Annotated in this window: 15 protein-coding genes; 5 read left to right on the top strand and 10 right to left on the bottom strand. The window is 54.9% G+C overall.

Features of this window, described 5'->3' with window-relative positions; genetic code table 11:
* Nucleotides 1–215 precede the first annotated feature (215 nt).
* Complete coding sequence (ldtB, locus tag EoCCA6_RS19080) at nucleotides 216–1,136, top strand: L,D-transpeptidase (RefSeq protein WP_152083977.1); 921 nt, start codon at nucleotides 216–218, stop codon at nucleotides 1,134–1,136.
* A 42-nt stretch (nucleotides 1,137–1,178) separates the two neighbouring features.
* On the opposite strand, the gene EoCCA6_RS19075 is transcribed toward ldtB, so the two are convergent.
* From EoCCA6_RS19075 to mntR, 9 genes are all read right to left on the bottom strand, one after another.
* Complete coding sequence (locus EoCCA6_RS19075; protein ID WP_152083976.1) at nucleotides 1,179–1,895, bottom strand: GntR family transcriptional regulator; 717 nt, start codon at nucleotides 1,893–1,895, stop codon at nucleotides 1,179–1,181.
* 16 nt (nucleotides 1,896–1,911) lie between these two features.
* Nucleotides 1,912–3,234 carry a PTS sugar transporter subunit IIC gene (locus tag EoCCA6_RS19070; RefSeq protein ID WP_152083975.1) on the bottom strand — a complete coding sequence of 441 codons (1,323 nt, stop codon included), beginning with the start codon at nucleotides 3,232–3,234 and terminating at the stop codon, nucleotides 1,912–1,914.
* Between the two features lie 51 nt (nucleotides 3,235–3,285).
* Nucleotides 3,286–4,662 (bottom strand): glycoside hydrolase family 1 protein, encoded by a 1,377-nt coding sequence (locus tag EoCCA6_RS19065; protein ID WP_152083974.1) that lies wholly within the window; start codon nucleotides 4,660–4,662, stop codon nucleotides 3,286–3,288.
* 172 nt (nucleotides 4,663–4,834) lie between these two features.
* The gene (locus tag EoCCA6_RS19060; RefSeq protein ID WP_152083973.1) at nucleotides 4,835–5,875 is read right to left on the bottom strand and encodes an aldo/keto reductase; all 1,041 of its coding nucleotides are present in this window, start codon (nucleotides 5,873–5,875) and stop codon (nucleotides 4,835–4,837) included.
* A gap of 103 nt (nucleotides 5,876–5,978) precedes the next feature.
* On the bottom strand, nucleotides 5,979–7,502 hold the full coding sequence (locus EoCCA6_RS19055; protein ID WP_152083972.1) for an efflux transporter outer membrane subunit: 1,524 nt from the start codon (nucleotides 7,500–7,502) through the stop codon (nucleotides 5,979–5,981).
* A complete protein-coding gene (locus EoCCA6_RS19050; protein ID WP_152083971.1) occupies nucleotides 7,502–9,073 on the bottom strand; it encodes a DHA2 family efflux MFS transporter permease subunit in 1,572 nt (523 codons plus the stop codon). The genes EoCCA6_RS19055 and EoCCA6_RS19050 overlap by 1 nt, the downstream gene beginning before the upstream one ends.
* On the bottom strand, nucleotides 9,070–10,164 hold the full coding sequence (locus EoCCA6_RS19045; RefSeq protein WP_152083970.1) for an HlyD family secretion protein: 1,095 nt from the start codon (nucleotides 10,162–10,164) through the stop codon (nucleotides 9,070–9,072). Before EoCCA6_RS19045 ends, EoCCA6_RS19050 begins: the two co-directional genes overlap by 4 nt.
* A 101-nt stretch (nucleotides 10,165–10,265) precedes the next feature.
* Complete coding sequence (locus EoCCA6_RS19040; protein ID WP_152083969.1) at nucleotides 10,266–11,375, bottom strand: anion transporter; 1,110 nt, start codon at nucleotides 11,373–11,375, stop codon at nucleotides 10,266–10,268.
* On the bottom strand, nucleotides 11,372–11,845 hold the full coding sequence (mntR, locus tag EoCCA6_RS19035; RefSeq protein WP_152083968.1) for a manganese-binding transcriptional regulator MntR: 474 nt from the start codon (nucleotides 11,843–11,845) through the stop codon (nucleotides 11,372–11,374). The genes EoCCA6_RS19040 and mntR overlap by 4 nt, the downstream gene beginning before the upstream one ends.
* Before the next feature lie 183 nt (nucleotides 11,846–12,028).
* Here mntR and mntS point away from each other — a divergent pair, with 183 nt between their 5' ends.
* Both mntS and EoCCA6_RS19025 read left to right on the top strand, forming a co-directional pair.
* On the top strand, nucleotides 12,029–12,157 hold the full coding sequence (mntS, locus tag EoCCA6_RS19030; protein WP_152083967.1) for a manganase accumulation protein MntS: 129 nt from the start codon (nucleotides 12,029–12,031) through the stop codon (nucleotides 12,155–12,157).
* Nucleotides 12,158–12,437: 280 nt separating this feature from the next.
* Complete coding sequence (locus EoCCA6_RS19025; RefSeq protein WP_152083966.1) at nucleotides 12,438–14,021, top strand: phosphoethanolamine transferase; 1,584 nt, start codon at nucleotides 12,438–12,440, stop codon at nucleotides 14,019–14,021.
* A gap of 161 nt (nucleotides 14,022–14,182) precedes the next feature.
* Here EoCCA6_RS19025 and ompX read toward each other — a convergent pair whose 3' ends face one another.
* Nucleotides 14,183–14,701: an outer membrane protein OmpX gene (gene ompX / locus EoCCA6_RS19020; protein WP_152083965.1), complete on the bottom strand. Its 519-nt coding sequence runs from the start codon at nucleotides 14,699–14,701 to the stop codon at nucleotides 14,183–14,185.
* A 354-nt stretch (nucleotides 14,702–15,055) separates the two neighbouring features.
* Between ompX and rhtA the strand changes: the two genes are divergently transcribed.
* The gene (rhtA, locus tag EoCCA6_RS19015) at nucleotides 15,056–15,943 is read left to right on the top strand and encodes a threonine/homoserine exporter RhtA (protein ID WP_152083964.1); all 888 of its coding nucleotides are present in this window, start codon (nucleotides 15,056–15,058) and stop codon (nucleotides 15,941–15,943) included.
* A 298-nt stretch (nucleotides 15,944–16,241) separates the two neighbouring features.
* Nucleotides 16,242–16,745: a DNA starvation/stationary phase protection protein Dps gene (dps, locus tag EoCCA6_RS19010; RefSeq protein ID WP_152083963.1), complete on the top strand. Its 504-nt coding sequence runs from the start codon at nucleotides 16,242–16,244 to the stop codon at nucleotides 16,743–16,745.
* Nucleotides 16,746–16,996: the final 251 nt, after the last annotated feature.

Here is a 16,996-nt window from a genome sequence, read left to right as displayed (position 1 = left end):
TGGCAGTGAAAGTGCGATAAACACAGCCTTATGCCACAATTCCGAATTGAGATCCCGTGTTGCGACTATCCACTAAACTTTAACAAATTCGAAAAAAATGTGATTTCGTACACATCTGAATTCCCTGTTAGCGGGAATGCACATATAATGCGCTCCCATCACAGATTCAGACTTATTCAACCAATCGCCAGAGTGGCTCAGATACCTCGCACAACATGAACATGAAATTAACAACGCTTTTTGCGGCGGCGTTAGCCGTAGTAGGTTTTTGTAAGACCGCGTCTGCGGTGACGTATCCCCTGCCGACAGACGGTAGCCGTCTGGTGGGTCAAAACCAGGTGGTGATTGTGCCGGAAGGCAACTCTCAGCCACTGGAATACTTCGCTGCACAGTACCAGCTCGGTCTGTCTAACATGCTGGAAGCCAACCCAGGCGTTGACCCGTATCTGCCAAAAGCCGGTACGGTGCTGAACATTCCTCAGCAGTTGATCCTGCCGGATACCGTACATGAAGGTATCGTGATCAACAGCGCGGAAATGCGTCTGTACTACTACCCGAAAGGCACCAACACCGTGATCGTGCTGCCAATCGGTATCGGCCAGTTGGGCAAAGACACCCCGCTGAACTGGACGACCAAAGTGGAGCGTAAGAAAGCAGGCCCAACCTGGACCCCAACGGCCAAAATGCACGCAGAATACATCGCGGCGGGTGAACCGCTGCCGGCCGTTGTGCCTGCAGGCCCGGATAACCCTATGGGTCTGTACGCGCTGTACATTGGTCGTCTGTATGCCATCCACGGCACTAACGCTAACTTCGGTATCGGCCTGCGCGTCAGCCACGGCTGTGTGCGTCTGCGTAACGACGACATCAAGTTCCTGTTCGAAAACGTGCCGGTCGGCACCCGCGTCCAGTTCATTAACGAACCGGTTAAAGCGACCTCCGAACCGGACGGTAGCCGTTACATCGAAGTACACAACCCGCTGTCCACCAGCGAAGACCAGATTAACAACAACGAAATCGTACCGATTAATCTGACCAGTGCGGTACAGACCGTCACCTCTCAGCCGGATGTCGAAACGGCCGTGGTTGATCAGGCGATTCAGAACCGTTCCGGTATGCCGGTGCGTTTGAATTAATCGCGAAACATTAAAAAAGCGGGCTTCGATGCCCGCTTTTTTTTATCCGTTATTCACGATCACGATCCCGCCGTGGTCGTACCGATAGTGGCAGTGGGCATACTCCAGCGGCGTACCATCTTCAAGATAGATCACCTGCTCCACCTCCAGCACCGGATCGCTTTGCTCGCAAATCAGGTGCTGCATATCCAGCGCATTCGGCTTTAACGCGCGCACTACGCGATAGGAGCCCATAATTTTCAACCCCAGCGTCTCCTGAACGTACTGAAATACCGAGCCTTCAAGGTGGCTTTTATTCAGACCAGGCACCAGGTTGAGCGGCATCACCGTGGAATCCAGCGACATCGGCTCGCCGTTTAGCAGGCGCAGACGAATGAAATCATAGATCGGTGTATCCGCATTTATCATCAGCGAGGCCTGCTCTTTCTCGTTCGGGAAGCGCAGCTCGAAATGGACCACCTGACTGCTTACCGTCCCCAGATGTTCCCAGGTTTTCGTCGCGCCAAAATAGTCGCTGCCGGAGAGATCCCACTGCGACAATTGCAGGAAGTTTTTTCGAATAAAGGTTCCCTGCCCCTGACGGGTATAAACCAGCCCTTCAACGATCAACTGGCGCATCGCCTGCTGAATGGTCATCCGGCTGGTACTGAACTCCGCCGCCAGCGCAAACTGGTCCGGCAGCGGTTCATTGGCGGCATATTGCTGGCTGATAATGCGTTTTTTAATTTCCCGCGCTATGGTGATGTACTTCGCCGCCATCGTCCTTCCCTTCTGATTAGTTTGCTGTCCCGCTATTTTTCAATGCCACTCTCTCGGCTATTTTGAGGAAAGGCAGGTAGAAGAATACACCAAATGTAATGATTGCCAACTGCACCACCACTGCCCGCCAGTCCCCCGCCGTCGCCAGCCAGGCGCTAAGAACGGGCGGTGTGGTCCATGGGATCATCACCACACAGCGCGACATCAACCCCAGCGTGGTGCAGAGCCAGGCAAAATAGATACCAATGGCAGGCAACAGCACAAACGGGATCATTAGCGGCAGGTTAAAGACAATCGGCAGGCCGAAAATTACCGGCTCGTTAATGTTAAACAGACCCGGTGCCAGCGATAAGCGCGCCACCTGCTTCGCCGATTGTTGCCGCGAGAAGATAAAAATGGCAATCAGCAGCGAGATGGTACTGCCGGTGCCGCCCACCATACCAAACGTCGGCACAAAGATATTATTAATGATATGCGGAATCGGCTGACCGTTGGCGAAGGCCAGCATATTTTCGTTAGTGTTAATCAGCAGGAGCGGCTCCAGAACCACGCTGTTAACCACCGACTGATGAATACCGAGCGTGAACAGGAAGTTACCAAAGCTGTAAATGAAAATCGTCCCCGGCAGGCTGGTATTAATCAGCCGCAGCGGTTGTTGAATAAACGTGGTGATCAGATGGATTAAATCCGTATGCAACACATTTGCCAGCACTGCCGCCAGCACCGCAAACAGAGAAAGCGTGAGAATGGTCGGGATCAGCGCGGTAAAGGATTTGCTTACCGCCGGAGGCACATTTTCCCCCAGTGAGATGTGCAGCGCCCTGAGCCGCGAAATGGCGATAAACAGCTCTGTTGAAAGTAACCCAATCAGCACCCCGGCGAAAATGCCGGTGGAGCCGATATTGGCGAATGTCAGCACTTGCGTAACGTTGACCGCCGCATCGCTGCCGACGGGCGTCAACTGCAGGCGCATCGGCATCATGATAATAAAGCTGCTGACGGCGATAACCACTGCCGAGACCGGATTGTCGAAATCTTTGTTACGCGCCAGAGACCAGGCAATCATCGGGGCCAGCAACAGCGCGGCGATGTTCAGCGTGCCGTTGATAATCGCCTCGCCCCACACCTTAAACTGCGTGAGCGTGTCGCCTTCAAAGATCCACGGAAACACCACGTTGTTCACCAGCACCGCTAATCCGGCGAGGATGAAAATCGGCATCACCGTGGCGAAGGCATCGCGCAAGGAGCGAAGATGCACCTGGTTTGCCAGGCGCGCCGAGAACTCTACAAATCTGTCGACAAAGGACTGCATATGCGGTGTTATTTTTGTATCAGACATAGCGGATGTTTCCCATCAATCAGTCACAAAAACGGCCCGGCAGCGTACGGCTTACATCTCGCGTCCGTTGGTATGAATAACCTGTTTCAACCAGGCGTAGCTTTTCTTCGGCACACGCTTTAAGTCTTTCAGGTCATGGTTTTCACGGTTGACATAGACCACACCGTAGCGCTTGCGCATGTCACCCTGCGAGCTGAGAATGTCGATTAAGCCCCAGCCGAGATAGCCAATGACCTCTGCGCCATCCTCGAACATCGCCGCTTTCATGGCGTCGATATGCGCCCGGTGATAGTCGATTCGGTAGGTGTCTTCAATCGGGTTCACGCCGTCCCAGGACTCAATGACCCCGATACCGTTTTCAATCGGGAACACTGGCATGCGCCAGTCGTTGGCGTAGCGGGTGATGATGGTGCGAAAGCCCAGCGGATCGATCTGCCAGTTCCACTCGGTCGCTTTCAGGTACGGGTTGTTCTTCTCGCCGTGCAGCAGGTAATAGTTGACTGGCGTGCCTTCCGGAATAGCGTCACTGTCCAGCGTTTTACTGGCGTAGTAGCTGAAGGCCATGAAGTCATTTTTGGTGCGCGCCAGTAGCGCTAAATCCCCGGCACGATAGATATCGCCAAAACCTTCCTGCTCAACCACCGCCATCACTGCCGGGCTGTAACCCTGGCCGGCAAAGACGCGCAGCAGGTTCTGGTTGAGGAATTCGTCATACTGCTGGGCGCAAAAGATATCGCGCGGTTTGCAGGTGGCCGGGTAGATCAGCTGGTGCGCCAGCATACCGCCCATCAGTTGGCCCGGTTTGGTCTGGTGCAGATACTCGGTCAGCGCCATATGCGCCACCATCGCATGGTGCTGCAGCTCGTACAGCTCGCGCAGGGTTTTCTCCCCTTTCATATAACCGGAAATACGGAACGCTTCCGACATATGGAAGATGTTCTGCTCGTTGAAGGTCAGCCAGTACTTCACACGGTCGCCGAAGCAGTCGATCATCTTTTTGCCGTAGCGGATAAAGGCCTCCATCACGCGACGATCGTTAAAGCCGTTGTACTCCTGCGCCAGCGCCAGCGGCATATCAAAGTGATAGAGACAGATCATCGGCTCGATGCCGCGGGCAATGAGATCGTCGATAAAGCGGTCATAAAACGCGATGCCTTCGTCGTTGAACTCGCCGTCGCCCTGCGGGCAGACGCGGCTCCATGAGATCTGGAAGCGGTAGCAGTTCATGCCCAGATCCTGCATCAGGTCGAAATCTTCCCGATAACGGTGGTAGGAATCGGTCGCTACTTTCCAGTCGGAGATGTTTTCTCCGGCTTCACGAATGTCGTACACCGACATGCCTTTCCCGCCCTCATTCCATGCCCCTTCCGTCTGCATGCTGGACACCGAGTTGCCCCATAAAAAATTGGCTGGCAGCGAATTGTTCATGCTCTCTCCCTATATGACTAGTCATTTAAAAACTCATGACTAGTCATATAGGCGAAGATGAAATGATGATCAAAGGGGAGGATCGTTTTTTGTGAGATGGATTGAAATAATGACCAGGGAACGTAGCCCCGGTAAGCGAAGCGCCACCGGGGGTAATGAAAGCTAAGGAAGGTTATTGTTGCGCGAGCTGATTACGACGGTATTCACCCTGACGCTCCAGCATCCAGCCAGGATATTCGCGTGGAAGCGCGCTGACGGCATCAAGCTGCTTAAGTTCGTCTTCGCTTAAATGAATACCGGTTGCAGCAATGTTGTCATCCAGTTGGTCGACGCGTTTCGCGCCAATGATCACGCTGGTCACCACTTGCTGATGCAGCAGCCACGCCAGGGCAATTTGCGCCACGGAAACGCCTTTGCTGTCAGCAATTGTGCGCATCACGTCCACGCAGTCGAAGGCACGATCTTTTTCCACTGGCGGGAAGTCAAATTCCAGGCGGCGACCACCGGCTTCACTCTGTCCGTCGCGGCCATATTTCCCGCTCAGCAGGCCGCCCGCCAATGGGCTCCAGACCATTAACCCGACGCCTTCGCTCTGCATCATCGGCACCAGTTCACGCTCCAGGTCGCGCCCGGCGATGGTATAATACGCCTGCAGCGACGCGAAACGCGCCAGTCCCAAACGCTCGGAAATGCCCAGCGCTTTGGCAATCTGCCACGCCGCCCAGTTAGAGACGCCGATGTAGCGCACGTGACCGTGCTGTACCAGGTTATCCAGCGCGTAGAGCGTCTCTTCGATCGGCGTTGCGGGGTCGAAACCATGTAACTGATAGAGATCGATATGATCTAGCTGCAGACGGCGCAGGCTCTCCTTCACGCTGCTGATGATGTGATAGCGCGAGCTGCCGCGCGAGTTCACCCCCGCCGTGCCCGTTTCACCGAATACTTTGGTCGCCACGACCACGTTCTCACGCGGAATTTTCAGGTTCTTCAGCGCCTGTCCAGTGATCTCTTCCGAGCGCCCTTCCGAGTAGACGTTTGCGGTGTCGATAAAGTTGATCCCGGCATCCAGAGCACGGCCCACCAGTTGCTCGGCGTCGCTCTGCTGCAATTGACCAATTTTTCCCCATATGCCGCCTTCCCCGCCGAAGGTCATGGTGCCGAGGCTGAGTTCAGAAACGAACAGACCGGTATTGCCCAGTTTTTGATAACGCATAAGGTATTCCTCGCATGTCGATTGGGTTCCAGATAGTTATACCCCCCGCTCAGCCATCGCGAATGTGGCGTTCCTGTCCGTTTCTTGCCCAATCCTCTGAATTTTATCCGCGCGGGGCGTCGCCAAAGACCTTGTAATCCGGTAATTGCACCTGCTGATACGGCTCCCAGCCGCCGCCGAGCGCTTTATAGAGCGCCACCAGGTCAAGCGCACTTTGTACCTGCGCCTGCGCACGCTGCTGCCCGGCCTGCGCCAGCTGGCGTTGGGCGTCCAGCACGTCAATAAAGCTGGCGATCCCCTGCCGGTAGCTGTCGCTCGCCAGATCAAACGCGTTTTGCAGCGCATCGATGGTTTTCGCGAGCCCCGCTTCACGCTGCTGATCGGTACGATAGCTGACCAGCGCGTTCTCGACATCTCCGAGCGCGGTGAGCACCGTCTGACGATAGTCCAGCACCGCTGCACCCTGCTGCGCACGCGCGACCTTCACGCTGGAGACCAGCCGCCCGCCCTGGAAGATGGGGATGGAGACCTGCGGACCGAAGCTGTAAAAGTGGCTGCTCCAGTCGGTCAGCCAGTTGCTCTCGCTGTTACGCAGACCAAACTGCCCGGAAAGGGTAAAACTCGGGAACAGCTCTGCCACCGAAACGCCGATCTGCGCCGTCGCGGCATGAAGATTCGCCTCCGCTTCGCGCACGTCCGGGCGACGGCGCGCCAGGGTTGACGGAATACCCGTTTGCACGATATCCGGCAGCGCGGGCATCGGCTGCACAGACTGAAGTTCACCATCCAGCGCCCCCGGCGGCTTGCCGAGCAGGATCGCCAGCCCGTTCATCGCCTGCCGCTCCTGCGCCTGATACTGCGGCAGCTGCGCTTCAAGATTCCCCAGTTGCGCCCGCGCATTTTCCACATCCATCTGTGGCGACAGCCCGCCGCGCTGGCGGCTTTCGGTGAGATCCAGCGTCTGCTGCGCGCTTTCAATCTGGGTATTCAGGGTCGCGATAATGCTCTGGGCACCGCGAAGTTGCAGCCACGCCCGCGCCACTTCGGCTTCCAGCGATACCAGCGCGTCGTTACGCTGCTCTATCGCCGCTTTCTGCTGCGCTTCGGCGGCTTCCACCTGACGGCGCACCTTGCCCCACAGGTCGATTTCCCATTGCGCATCGAAGCTGCCCTGATAAAGGTTAATCGGCTGCGTCAGCGGGCCTAGCGCGCCCCGCAGTTCAGGATCGACATTATCCAGCTGGTCATACACGCCGTGGGATTTCAGCTCCCCTTCCAGCCCAAGCTGCTGGCGCGTTGCCTGCAGATTGCCGTTCACCGACGGGAAAAACGCCCCGCCCGCCTGGTTAATCTGCTCACGCGCACCGGCGATGCGCAGCACCGTTTGCTGCAGGGATAAATTTCCGGCGATGGCGCGTTCAACCAGGCTGTCGAGCTGCGGAGAGCCGAAGGTTTTCCACCAGCGCGGGTTGGTCGCGGCGGAGGTAGTTTGCGATTTCACCTCGCTGTCGGCCTTGTCGTTCCAGTGCGTGACGGCAGGTGGCGCAGGCTGCTGATAGTCCGGGCCAACGGCGCAGCCCGCCAGCAGCAGCATTATCATCAGAGGGTGTAAACGTCTGTGTATCATCAGTGTGCTCCTGCACTCCCCTCGCTCTTAACCGGCGAGAGCAACAAACAAAACGGAATCAGTAAAAAGGCCACCGCGCTCAGGAGGGTGAAGACGTCAATGTAGGCCAGGAAGCGCGACTGCTCGATCATGGTCTGGTACATGCGCCCGGTGGCGATGCCCGTCGGGTCGCCTACTTGCGTAGTGAAGTTCTGAATTGCCTGGGCGCTTTCGCGTATCGCCTGCTGGAACTGCTCGTTAAACGGCGAAGCGTGATACGCCAGATGCGCGCTGTGCGCCTGGGAGCGCTCGGTGATCGCGGCCGTCGAGAGCGAAATGCCAATCGACCCGGCCACGTTGCGGAACATGGTGAACAGCGCCGCCGCATCGGCATTCAGCCGTCTCGGTATCGAGATAAAGGCAATGGTAGTCAACGGCACAAACAGGAACCCCAATCCAATCGACTGCGCGCTGCGGAACAGCACCAGGGTTTCGAAATCGATATCCGGCGTTAGCGCGCGTGACCAGAAGAACGACACTGCCAGACAGGTAAAGCCAAAGGCAATAATCCAGCGCGTCTGTACCACCGGCATCAGCTTCAGCACCAGCGGGATGGTGAGCACAATCAGCACCGCACCGGGCGACAGCACCAGCCCGGACCAGGTCGCCGTATAACCTAAATCCTGCTGCGCCAGCTGCGGGATGACCACCGAGCTACCGTAGAGGATCATCGCCATCCCCGCCATCAGCAGGCTGGAGATCGCAAAGTTGCGATCCTTCATACAGTGGAGATCAACCACCGGCTTTTTGGCATACATTAGCCAGTAGATCGCGCCGATAATGCCGATAAGCGTCAGCACCGCAAAGGTGCGGATAAAGTTCGAGTAGAACCAGTCGTCATCTTCACCGCGATCGAGCATTACCTGCAGACAGCCAAGGCCAAGGGCGATCAGGCCGATCCCCGTCCAGTCGATGGTGAGCTTCTCTTTCGCTTTGCTCTCCCACGGCGGATCTTCCAGCAGTTGATAGATCGCCAGCACCGTCACAATCCCGACGGGAATATTGATGAAGAACACCCAGCGCCAGGAGTAGTTGTCGGTGATCCAGCCGCCCAGCGTCGGGCCCAGCACCGGCGCAACGATAATGGCGATAGACGAAAGACCAAAGGCTTTGCCTCTGTCCTCCGGCTTGAAGTAGTCGAGCAACACCGACTGCTGTGTCGGCTGCAACCCACCGCCGAAAAAGCCCTGCATCACGCGGAACAGGATGATTTGCCAAAGCTCGGTGGCAATGCCACACAGGAACGAGCAGACGGTGAACATCACGATGCAGATTAAGAAGAACTGCTTGCGGCCAAACACCCGGCTCAGGAACGCTGAGATAGGCAATACAATGCCGTTCGCCACCAGGTAGCTGGTTAACACCCAGGTGGATTCGTCATAGCTGGAAGAGAGCGACCCCGCCACGTGCGGCAGCGCCACGTTGACGATGGTGGTGTCCAGGATCTCCATAAACACCGCCAGCGTGACCACAATCGCCACCGCCCACGGGTTGCTGGCAGGCTTCCAGTTATCGTGGCTGTGGTCCGTCATTCCACGGTTACCTTCGGTTCAACCGACAGCCCCAGCGGCAGCGGCTTGTTCGGATCGAGCCCCTTATCAATCACGATCTTCACCGGCACACGCTGAACGATTTTGACAAAGTTACCGGTGGCGTTTTCCGACGGGAAGGCGGAGAAGCGCGAGCCGCTGCCCTGCTGGATGCTATCGACATGCCCTTCAAGTTCCATATCCGGCCAGGCATCCACGGAGACGCTTACCTTATCGCCCGGCTTCATGCGCTCCAGCTGCGACTCTTTAAAGTTCGCGACGACCCACACGTTCGGGGAAACCAGCGAGAACAGCGCCGTGCCCGCCTGTACCAGCGTGCCAGGCTGCACGTTACGTTTGGTGACAAAGCCGTCAAACGGGGCGCGGACTTCGGTGTAAGAAAGGTTCAGGTTCGCCGTTTCCAGCTGCGCTTTGGCCTGATCAACCTGCCGCTGGCGGGCTTCAACGTTGGTCTCCTGCTGGCGGATCTGCAGTTGAACCTGCTCCGCCACTTCCAGTTGCGCCTGCGCACTGGCAAGACCCGCCTGGGCGCTACGCAGTTGAGCGTTAGCCGCATCAATGCTTTGCTGGGTGGTCGCGCGCGGGTCGACGCCGCGCTGACGGCGATACTCCGCCTGCGCGTTCGCCATATCCGCCTGGGCTTTCAGCACCTGCGCTTTGGCCTCGTCACGCTGGGCGGGATATTGCACTTTCGAGAGCGCCAGCTGCGCCTGCGCCTGGTGCAGTTGAGCGATAGCCAGCCCAAGCTGAGCCTGAGCCTGATCGCGCTGCGCTGTGGTATCGCGAGGATCGATAACCACCAGCAGATCGCCTTTTTTTACGCGCTGGTTATCACGCACCCGAAGCTCGGTAACATAGCCCGCGGTTTTAGGGGCAATCGTCACCACATCTCCGTCGGTAAAGGCGTCGTCGGTGGTCTCTTCGTTACGGGTTAAGAACCACCAGACCAGCGCCACAATCACCATCACCACTACGACAATGCCGAGGATGATTAACGGTTTTTTGCCCGGACGCTTACGTTCGTTATTGTTGTTTTCCTGCTCGTCAGCAGGGGAGTTTTGATCTTCTGCCATAGGTCAGCAACGGTCCTGTCAGTGAGCGGCATCACACTATGCCGTTCACTAAAGCTAGGACGTTGCTATACATTTGCCAGGATAAACTGACAAATAGCGCACTATATGAGAAGGAATAGTCCGAAACCGATCGTCACCGTCCAGAGCAACATCGGAATCGACCATAAATGGAAGCGCCACCAGATGCGGCGATCGTTAGCCATCCGCAGGGCGATCAGGTTCGCCAGCGAGCCGGGCAGCAGGCCAAATCCGCCGACGTTAACCGCCCAGGCGAGAAGCGTCGTTGGGGGAACATAATTGAGCAACAGAATGGTGGAAGGCACATTGCTGATAAACTGCGACAGGCCAATCGCCGTCAGCCAGAGTCCCGGTTGCGACAGGCCGCTAACGCCGTGCAGAACGTTTTGCAGCGCCGGAAGCTGAATAAGCAAATGCACGTCAATAAACATCGCCATAAACACCAGCAGCAGCGTCCAGTCCACGCTCACCAGCACACGTCTTGCGAGGAATAAAAAGCCGCAGGCAACCAGCACCACGCCCACCAGCGCCTGTTTCATCTCCAGCGCCGTGAGGAAAACGATATACAGACCCAGGCAGCTCCAGACCAGACGCGGCTGCCACTGCGGGCTGGTTGTCCCGCTATGGTACTGCAGTTTTTTATCGGGAAAGGCAAACCAGCAGACCGTCATCAACGAGATCATCACCACCAGCGCCAGCGGGGCCATCTGCCAGGTATAGGCCGCAAACGACAGCCCGGAACGCCCCCAGAGCAGGATATTTTGCGGGTTACCGATGGGCGTGAGCAGCGAACCGCCGTTAACGGCCAGCGCTTCAAAGATGATAAGACGGGTGACGGGGATTTCGCAGAGCTTACGCAGCGTGAGCGTCAGCGGCACCACGATGAACAGCGCCACGTCGTTAGTGAGGAACGTTGACAGCACCGCCGCAGAAAAGACCATAAACAGCGCCAGCTTGCGCTCTGTGGCAAAGCGGCGCACCATTTTGCGCCCCAGCACATCAAAATAACCGCTAAGCTCGACGCCTTTGGTGAGCATCATTAAGCCGCTCAGGGTAACGATCGTGCGCCAGTCAATCGCCGCGGGCCAGGTGTGAGGCGCAAACGGCACAAAGAGGCTGAGTCCTGCACCGGTGATGAGTAAAAGATGAAAAAAACGATCGCGAGCCAGAGCCCGCAGTCCAGGGATTGTCATTCAGCAGAGGGACCGTATTTGCGGGTAAATTCGCGGAACTTCGCCAGCGTCTCTTCGCTGACGTGATGTTCCATCCCTTCCGCATCCCGACGGGCAATCTCCGGGCTTACGCCCAGCACCAGTAAAAAGTTTTCGACGATCTGATGACGCTCACGGCTCTCCTGCGCCAGTTTTTCACCTTCCGCCGTCAGAAATACGCCGCGCCATGGGATCATTTCGATCAGCCCCACTGACGCCAGCCGCTTTAGCATTTTGGCAACAGTCGGCTGCGAAACGCCCAGACGCGCCGCCATATCCACCTGACGCGCTTCGCCAACCTCGCGAATCAAATCGGAGATCAACTCAACATAGTCATCAATCAGCTCCCGGCGATGCGCTTCACGTACCTGGCGGAACCCTTCGACATGTTCTTCAACATTCACCAGTTGCGTCGTTTTTTTTGTTGTTGGCTTACCTGCGCGACGGTTCATTGTGCTTCCTCAGTGGGGTGACGCTTCCCAGCGCCCTGTAACAGAGCGCACATTGTAAACCATAGCTCTACAAGCACAAAAAATTAACGAATTAGCCATAGCTATACAATATAGCCTGTGCTATATCTGTATGTAATGCAGTCACCCTTCACGGATCGAAGGGATCTCAAACCAGGAGGCAATATGAACGAATTCAAGAGGTGTATGAACGTGTTTACCCACTCTCCATTCAAGGTGCGCTTAATGCTGCTGAACATGCTGTGCGATATGTTCAACACCAAAGCCGATCAGGACGACAAATCCTCGCACTAAGCGGCGTCGCGGTACGCCGCTTCATTTTTCCGTCACACTCCCCCTGTAAACTGGCTTTTGGCCGCCCAATTCCCGATCTTTTTCACGGATTTGCAGCCCCCTTCGCAAAACATCTGTTTAGCAACTGTTGACCTTATTTCGCGCTCGCACTATCTTCTTGCAGCCCTGCACTATTTGCGGCTCGCTGAAGCGGACCCTTCATTCCCTCTCCACGCACTGTCAGGCAGGATTTGACCCTCGACGCCAGGGTGAGCACATGGCGTTTTCATGATAGTGATCTATGAACGTAACCCTGAAAGAAACACTTGTTACCCGCAGCCGGGCCTTAAGCCCGTGGACGGGATTTTACTTTCTGCAATCGCTGCTGATTAACTTTGCGCTTGGCTATCCCTTTAGCCTGCTTTATGCCGTTGCCTTCACCTGCGTACTTCATCTGCTGTGGCGCAGTACGCCGCGTGTACAGCAAGCATTCGTCGGGATCTGTTCGCTGGTCGCTGCCTTCTATTTCCCGTTTGGTCAGGCCTATGGCTCGCCAAACTTTAATACCCTGCTGGCGCTGCACTCCACCAACATGGAAGAGTCGACAGAGATCCTGACCATCTTCCCGTGGTACAGCTATGTGGTTGGTCTTTTCATCTTTGCGCTTGGCGTCATCGCCGTTCGCCGTAAACCGGAAGAGAAAAAAGCCTGGGGCAAAATCGAATACCTGTGCCTGGTATTTAGCGTGGCAACATTTTTTGTTACGCCGGTACAAAACCTGGCCTGGGGCGGTGTGTTTAAGCTGAAAGATACGGGCTACCCGGTGTTCCGCTTTGTGAAGGACGTCGTGGTCAATAATGAGGAAGTGCTCGACGAACAGGCGCGCATGGCGGAGCTTTCAAATATGAAAGACACCTGGAGCGTGCTGGCAGTGAAGCCTAAATATCATCTCTATGTGGTGGTGATCGGCGAAAGCGCGCGTCGTGATGCACTGGGTGCTTTTGGCGGCCACTGGGATAACACGCCGTTTGCCAGTTCCGTGAACGGTACGCTGTTTACCGACTACATCGCCGCCAGCGGCTCAACGCAGAAATCCCTCGGCCTGACGCTAAACCGCGTGGTAGACGGCAAACCCCAGTTTCAGGATAACGTAGTCACTCTGGCTAACCGCGCGGGCTTCCAGACATGGTGGTTCTCCAACCAGGGACAAATTGGCGAATACGATACGGCCATCGCCAGTATCGCGAAACGTGCTGACGAAGTGCAGTTCCTGAAAAGCGGTGATTTTGAAGCCGATAAAAATACCAAAGATGAAGCCCTGCTGAAGATGACGGCGCAGGTCTTTGCGACCCAACGCACCCAGCCGCAGCTGATTGTCCTGCATTTGATGGGGTCACACCCGCAGGCGTGCGATCGTACCGGGGGAAAATACGCGGAGTTTGTGCAGTCGAAAGAGACCTCATGCTATCTCTACACCATGACGCAAACCGACGACCTGCTCAGCAAGCTGTATGCGCAGCTGCGCAACACCGGCGACACGTTCTCGATGGTCTATTTCTCGGATCACGGTCTGGCCTTTAAAGAGCGTGGCAAAGAGGTGCAGTACCTGGCGCATGATGACAAGTTCCAGCAGAATTTCCAGGTGCCGTTTATGGTGCTCTCCAGCGACGACAAAGCCCATCGCATCATCAAAGCGCGACGCTCAGCGAATGATTTCCTGAAATTCTTCTCGCAGTGGACGGGGATTACTGCACAGCAGATAAAAAATGATTATCCGTTTATCTCAAACAAAAAAGCGCCGCCAGTTTACATTACCAACTTCAAGTTACAGAAAGTGGACTATAACCATTTGGGTACGGATATTTTTGATATTAAGAGTAAGTAAACTCTGCCGACTCGTGCGGCCTGATGCCCTCACCCTGGCCCTTTCCCACGGGGAGAGGGAACAAACACTAAAAACGGCAACCTGGGGTTGCCGTTTTGCTTTTATCTTCCACAAAAAAATCCGCCACATTGGGCGGATTTTTTATTAACTCACCGGAGTGATTAGAAGCGGTAACCTACGCCCGCGATCCAGGTGCCAACGTCAACGTTGCGGATACGGCTCTGCTCATAGGAGAAGTCCAGAGCAACGTTTTCGATTGGGTTGAACTGCATGCCCGCGCCATAGGAGAAACCGTAGTCGCTGTTGCTTGCAGTGCGGTTAGCACCTTCGTTTTCAGTCTGCTGGAATTTACCGTAGCCAACACCTACAACACCGTAGATGCTTGCCCAGTCGTTCAGGCGGTAAGCAGGACCCGCGGTGATACCGTAGTACTGACCTTTGTTATATGCGCCGTCTTCAAAACGATCTTTCTCGGTGTAGGTGAAAGAACCGATTACGCCCAGCGGGTTGTTATCCTGCTCGTAACGATACTTCAGGTTGAAACCGTTGGTTTTGTTCATCACGCCCTGCATATCGCTCTGAGCGTAACCACCGGTTACGGTAGAAGTAGCAGCTACAGCAGTACCTGCGGAAACGGCCAGAACAGCAGCCAGTGCTGAAAGACATGCAATTTTTTTCATAACCACCTCAAATGTGCTTCAAGTAAATCCGTAAGTTTTAAATATATCAAAAATTCTTGTGAAACTCTTTGTCATTCGTGATGTCTAACGGAACCTTTCATGTAACAGAACATTTCCACTGTCAGCTATCTCGTTCAAATATCGCAGAATTTCCGCTTTAAAACGCTAATAGTGCGCGTCATTACCGTTACATTCATCCAGATTATTCCTAATCTGACAGGCGATAAAACCAGCAACGCTTAACTATTTTACGGATTTTGCCTGGTTTTTTTTCAACAGTAGCTCAACCGTTGCCGCATATTTCTATTACACTGCGGCTTTTACCTTATCTGACATAAATTGACAGGAGAAAGGATGCCAGGGATATCCCGCAAAACGTCGGTATGGTTGCCGGTGGCTGTAATATTGATCGCGATGCTCTCTATTCAGAGTGGCGCGTCACTGGCGAAATCGCTCTTCCCGATCGTCGGAGCGCCTGGCGTCACGGCACTGCGTATCGCATTAGGGACACTCATCCTCGTGGTGATCTTCAAACCCTGGCGGTTGCGCGTCAAAAAAGAGCAACGTTTACCCCTGCTTTTTTACGGGCTGTCTCTGGGAGCGATGAACTATATGTTCTATCTCTCTATTCAGACCATCCCACTTGGGATTGCCGTTGCGCTTGAATTTACGGGCCCGCTGGCGGTTGCCCTTTTCTCCTCCCGCCGCCCGGTCGATTTTATTTGGGTGGTGTTAGCCGTTCTGGGGCTCTGGTTCCTGCTGCCGCTGGGCCAACATGTTTCGCATATTGACCTGACAGGCGCAGCGCTGGCACTGGGGGCGGGCGCGTGCTGGGCCGTCTATATTCTTTCTGGCCAGCGCGCAGGGGAAGAACACGGGCCCGCAACGGTTGCGCTGGGTTCACTCATCGCGGCGGTTATCTTCGTCCCGCTCGGCATGGCTCAGGCAACGGAATCGCTGTGGCAGTGGTCCATCTTACCGGTGGGGCTGGCCGTAGCCGTGCTCTCAACGGCACTTCCCTACTCGCTGGAGATGATAGCCCTGACGCGGCTGCCTACGCGTATATTTGGTACGCTGATGAGCATGGAGCCTGCCCTGGCCGCTATTTCCGGTATGGTTTTCCTCGGCGAAACCCTGACATTCACACAGACGCTGGCGCTCTGCTCAATTATTGCAGCCTCAATGGGGTCTACCTTGACCATGCGCCCTGAACCTAAAGTGAATAAAGTAGATATCAATTAATGGCGTATATTCTGCATGGCTTCAGCGCCATGCAGAATAATGCTCCATCCCGGCTATTCTTTAATTCCTTACACTCTTTGTCATAAAGACGAAATATGTTCCCCGCTGCTTTGCAGAAGGATGAATTAAGATTGATCTGCATCAATTTTTAATAATTATATATTTTTCATGATGTTACTAATTCAAGCCTCTTCTCGCTATTAAACCGATAGGCAGAGCCAAGCCGCAGACGAAAAATCCGGTGCTATACTTAGTTCCGTAATTACCTGGGACACAAACATCAAGAGGATATGAGATTATGAGTACCGCTAAACTGGTGAAAACGAAAGCGTCTAATCTGCTTTATACCCGTAACGATGTACCGGACAGTGATAAAAAAGCGACGATTGAGTTGCTGAATCGCCAGGTGCTCCAGTTCATCGACCTGTCGTTGATCACCAAACAGGCCCACTGGAATATGCGCGGTGCAAACTTTATTGCCGTTCATGAAATGCTGGATGGCTTCCGCACAGCACTGGTCACCCACCTTGACACGATGGCAGAACGCGCCGTGCAGTTAGGTGGCGTGGCGCTGGGTACAACGCAGGTTATCAACAGCAAAACGCCGCTGAAAAGCTATCCGCTGGATATCCACACCGTTCAGGATCACCTGAAAGAGCTGGCCGATCGCTATGCCATCGTGGCTAACGATGTCCGTAAAGCGATTGGTGAAGCCAAAGACGAAGACACTGCGGATATCTTCACCGCCGCGTCTCGCGACCTGGATCAATTCCTGTGGTTTATCGAGTCTAACATCGAATAAACCATACGAATTTCCTCTCAAACCCTCGCCTCTGGCGGGGGTTTTGCACATTTATGGTGCGGACTTTGGCCCTGCAACGGGGCAAAAGTGAATGAAATGTAATAATCACCTCACACAACGGTTAATGTAAGATTGTTTTTTCGTCAGAATCTGCGCTAAATATCACCCCGTTAGTTGTCCAAAACGAAGCGCACCAAAACGGTGCTCCATATTGGTGCAATTCGACATCATTGCCACGTTTATTGTGCAAT

Source organism: Enterobacter oligotrophicus (assembly GCF_009176645.1).
Taxonomy (GTDB): Bacteria; Pseudomonadota; Gammaproteobacteria; order Enterobacterales; family Enterobacteriaceae; genus Enterobacter; species Enterobacter oligotrophicus.
The sequence above is the reverse complement of the archived record's forward strand: the minus strand, read 5'-3'. Positions and strand labels throughout refer to the sequence as shown.

Coding starts and splice junctions, on each gene's coding strand:
- ldtB (WP_152083977.1), top strand. CDS start 216: ATGAACATGAAATTAACAACGCTTTTTGCGGCGGCGTTAGCCGTAGTA.
- EoCCA6_RS19075 (WP_152083976.1), bottom strand. CDS start 1,895: ATGGCGGCGAAGTACATCACCATAGCGCGGGAAATTAAAAAACGCATT.
- EoCCA6_RS19070 (WP_152083975.1), bottom strand. CDS start 3,234: ATGTCTGATACAAAAATAACACCGCATATGCAGTCCTTTGTCGACAGA.
- EoCCA6_RS19065 (WP_152083974.1), bottom strand. CDS start 4,662: ATGAACAATTCGCTGCCAGCCAATTTTTTATGGGGCAACTCGGTGTCC.
- EoCCA6_RS19060 (WP_152083973.1), bottom strand. CDS start 5,875: ATGCGTTATCAAAAACTGGGCAATACCGGTCTGTTCGTTTCTGAACTC.
- EoCCA6_RS19055 (WP_152083972.1), bottom strand. CDS start 7,502: ATGATACACAGACGTTTACACCCTCTGATGATAATGCTGCTGCTGGCG.
- EoCCA6_RS19050 (WP_152083971.1), bottom strand. CDS start 9,073: ATGACGGACCACAGCCACGATAACTGGAAGCCTGCCAGCAACCCGTGG.
- EoCCA6_RS19045 (WP_152083970.1), bottom strand. CDS start 10,164: ATGGCAGAAGATCAAAACTCCCCTGCTGACGAGCAGGAAAACAACAAT.
- EoCCA6_RS19040 (WP_152083969.1), bottom strand. CDS start 11,375: ATGACAATCCCTGGACTGCGGGCTCTGGCTCGCGATCGTTTTTTTCAT.
- mntR (WP_152083968.1), bottom strand. CDS start 11,845: ATGAACCGTCGCGCAGGTAAGCCAACAACAAAAAAAACGACGCAACTG.
- mntS (WP_152083967.1), top strand. CDS start 12,029: ATGAACGAATTCAAGAGGTGTATGAACGTGTTTACCCACTCTCCATTC.
- EoCCA6_RS19025 (WP_152083966.1), top strand. CDS start 12,438: ATGAACGTAACCCTGAAAGAAACACTTGTTACCCGCAGCCGGGCCTTA.
- ompX (WP_152083965.1), bottom strand. CDS start 14,701: ATGAAAAAAATTGCATGTCTTTCAGCACTGGCTGCTGTTCTGGCCGTT.
- rhtA (WP_152083964.1), top strand. CDS start 15,056: ATGCCAGGGATATCCCGCAAAACGTCGGTATGGTTGCCGGTGGCTGTA.
- dps (WP_152083963.1), top strand. CDS start 16,242: ATGAGTACCGCTAAACTGGTGAAAACGAAAGCGTCTAATCTGCTTTAT.